General features: G+C 70.2%; 5 protein-coding genes. 1 reads left to right on the top strand and 4 read right to left on the bottom strand.

The features are described 5' to 3' along the window. Positions 1–100 (bottom strand): biotin carboxylase N-terminal domain-containing protein (locus ACF1GV_RS42525; RefSeq protein ID WP_157847070.1); only part of this gene is annotated, 100 nt, incomplete at its 3' end. Between the two features lie 379 nt (positions 101–479). On the opposite strand from ACF1GV_RS42525, the gene ACF1GV_RS42520 reads away from it, so the two are divergent. Then, positions 480–950, top strand: coding sequence for a hypothetical protein (locus ACF1GV_RS42520; protein ID WP_391692528.1), 471 nt, complete (start codon positions 480–482; stop codon positions 948–950). Here ACF1GV_RS42520 and ACF1GV_RS42515 read toward each other — a convergent pair. From ACF1GV_RS42515 to ACF1GV_RS42505, 3 genes are all read right to left on the bottom strand, one after another. Next, positions 919–1,539, bottom strand: coding sequence for a Maf family protein (locus tag ACF1GV_RS42515; RefSeq protein WP_391692526.1), 621 nt, complete (start codon positions 1,537–1,539; stop codon positions 919–921). The two genes, ACF1GV_RS42520 and ACF1GV_RS42515, sit on opposite strands and share 32 nt — an antisense overlap. A gap of 52 nt (positions 1,540–1,591) precedes the next feature. Continuing rightward, positions 1,592–1,720, bottom strand: coding sequence for a morphogenic membrane protein MmpB (mmpB, locus tag ACF1GV_RS42510; protein WP_361639406.1), 129 nt, complete (start codon positions 1,718–1,720; stop codon positions 1,592–1,594). A 291-nt stretch (positions 1,721–2,011) separates the two neighbouring features. Next, a complete protein-coding gene (locus ACF1GV_RS42505; protein ID WP_391692524.1) occupies positions 2,012–2,221 on the bottom strand; it encodes an acyl-CoA carboxylase subunit epsilon in 210 nt (69 codons plus the stop codon). Positions 2,222–2,287: the final 66 nt, after the last annotated feature.

Below are 2,287 nucleotides of genomic sequence, written 5' to 3'. Positions count from 1 at the left end.
GGTCGGCGTAGACGGCCACGCTCGCGATCCCCGCGTCCCGGCAGGCCCGGGCCACGCGGACAGCGATTTCGCCACGGTTGGCGATGAGCACCTTGCGCACGATTGAGGCTCCCTCCTTGAAACAAGCCGAGTTTAGGGACTGCCGACACGGCACTTCGACCCGTCCCCATTGGTGAGCTTGCCCACACGGAGCGTGATTCGAGGCTCGCTCGACCCGCGAAATCCCTTGTCCCACCGCTATACGCAGGACTCCTCCGGGAAACCCTAGCCCTCTCATGTGGTCAAGGTCTCTGTGAGAGCGTGCTGCGCCCCACTCTGATTCTTTGTGGAGTCCCTACGAATGGCCCAATGATTCATTGGCATGCGCAGGACCCTTGTCCCTGGGTTTACCGGTTAGTAGCGTTCGCGATGTATCGCACATACTCGGGGTAACAGTGGCGCGGCCGGGTCGAGCCGCGCTCGAAGGTGGGTGGGCGACCGTGGTGCGCAGGCCGGTGGCATGGGTGGTGGCGCTCGTGCTCTTCGTCGAGGCTTTCGGGGTGGCCGGGTTCAACTGGTTCCTCGGCCATGTCGTCGACAGGCAGCACATGTCGCTGGCGGGCCTGGATCCGGACGTCATGGCGACGTCCTCGAAGATCGGCGGCGTCGTCTTCGGGCTCTACTTCCTGCTGTGCGGGGTGGTCGCCCTGCTCGTCGCCGTACGGAACCGGGCCCCCGCCGGGTTCGGCCGCATCGTGCTGGTCAGCTCGGCTGTGGTGCACGGGCTGCTGGGCGCGTTCGTGTGGGGGCTGGTCGGCTTCGGCGCGTTCGCCTTCATGATGGTCATGCTCGGCCTGATCGTGCTGCTCCTCGTCACCTACGACGCCGAGCCGGCCCCTGCCGAGGGGGTCGGTGACGACGCGGGTGACGGCTCGCCGGTCAGTCCTTCGACGGCGCCCACAACTCCGTGATGGCGACGCCCAGTTCGGCCAGCAGGCGGCGCACCAGGGGCAGGCTGATGCCGATGACGTTACCGTGGTCGCCCTCGATGCCGTCGATGAACGGCGCGGAACGCCCGTCCAGGGTGAAGGCGCCGGCGACATGGAGCGGCTCGCCGGAAGCGACGTAGGCGGCGATCTCCTCGTCCGTGGGCTCGCCGAACCGGACGACGGTGGAGGCGGTGGCGGAGACGTACCGCTCGGCATGCGTGTCCCACACGCAGTGGCCGGTCTGGAGGGTCCCGGCCCGGCCGCGCATCGCCTTCCAGCGCGCCGTGGCCTCCTCGGCGTCCGCGGGCTTGCCCAGGGCCTGGCCGTCCAGCTCCAGCACCGAGTCGCAGCCGATCACCAGCGCGCCCCGGACCTCGGGCTTCGCGGCGACCACGGAGGCCTTGGCCTCGGCGAGGGCGAGGGCCAGCTCGGCGGGGGTCGGGGCGGTCACGGCGTCCTCGTCGACGCCGCTGACGATCACCTCGGGGTCGAGTCCGGCCTGCCGCAGCAGTGCGAGCCGGGCGGGTGACTGGGAGGCGAGCACGAGTCGGCGGCGCGGCTGATCTGTCATGCGATCAGCGTAGCCGCGGGCACGCCACGGATGCGCGTCACTGGTGCGCGCCTCACCTCACCCCGATCACGATCATCGCCAGCACCATGGCCAGCGCCATGAGAACGCCCAGCCGCCGCAGTTTCTCCTGCATCTCCCGCAGTTCTTCCGGCGGCTCGTTCTCGGGGTCGGACCACAGCATGCCCTCCATCGTCCGGCGATGTCCTCGCAGGTCGCCTGAGTACGCATACTCATCTTCACTTGACGGTGCTGCACACGGCGCCGGCTCAGGCCTGTCCCGTCGTTCGGGTGCGGGTCGCTGCCGGCTGGTCGCGCAGTTCCCCGCGCCCCTTGGCCGGCTGCGGTGCCCTGCCCGGCCCCCGGGACGGGACCGGGTGATCCGTCCTACGACTTCGGCCATCACCTGCACCCGGACGACGCGGGATACGCGGTGATGGCCGAAGCCGTCGCGGACGTGCTGTGAGGCGGAGGGTCAGGCCGGCCAGTAGGTGCGCGACCACGACGTCGGGCCGGGCTGGGGCACCCGCCGGCCGGCGATGCGGGCCGGGTCGGACCAGGAGTCACGCGGGGAGGGCGCGCCGGGCGGCATGGCGGCCGCCGCCGCGGCGCGGACGCGGACCACCGCCAGTGCGGCGGCCAGCTCCTCGGGGGTCGGGTTTCCCCGTACGACCTTGATGTTCATGACGGCTCCCAGCGGGCCTAGAGGGGGATGTTGCCGTGCTTCTTCGGGGGCAGGGATTCCCGCTTG

Origin of the sequence: Streptomyces sp. NPDC014006 (genome assembly GCF_043088925.1) — a bacterium.
Classification (GTDB): domain Bacteria; phylum Actinomycetota; class Actinomycetes; order Streptomycetales; family Streptomycetaceae; genus Streptomyces.
The sequence above is the reverse complement of the archived record's forward strand: the minus strand, read 5'-3'. Positions and strand labels throughout refer to the sequence as shown.

What these genes read in the sequence shown, in the direction of transcription:
- ACF1GV_RS42505 (WP_391692524.1), bottom strand. Translation starts at nt 2,221, where the DNA reads ATGAACATCAAGGTCGTACGGGGAAACCCGACCCCCGAGGAGCTGGCC.
- mmpB (WP_361639406.1), bottom strand. Translation starts at nt 1,720, where the DNA reads ATGCTGTGGTCCGACCCCGAGAACGAGCCGCCGGAAGAACTGCGGGAG.
- ACF1GV_RS42515 (WP_391692526.1), bottom strand. Translation starts at nt 1,539, where the DNA reads ATGACAGATCAGCCGCGCCGCCGACTCGTGCTCGCCTCCCAGTCACCC.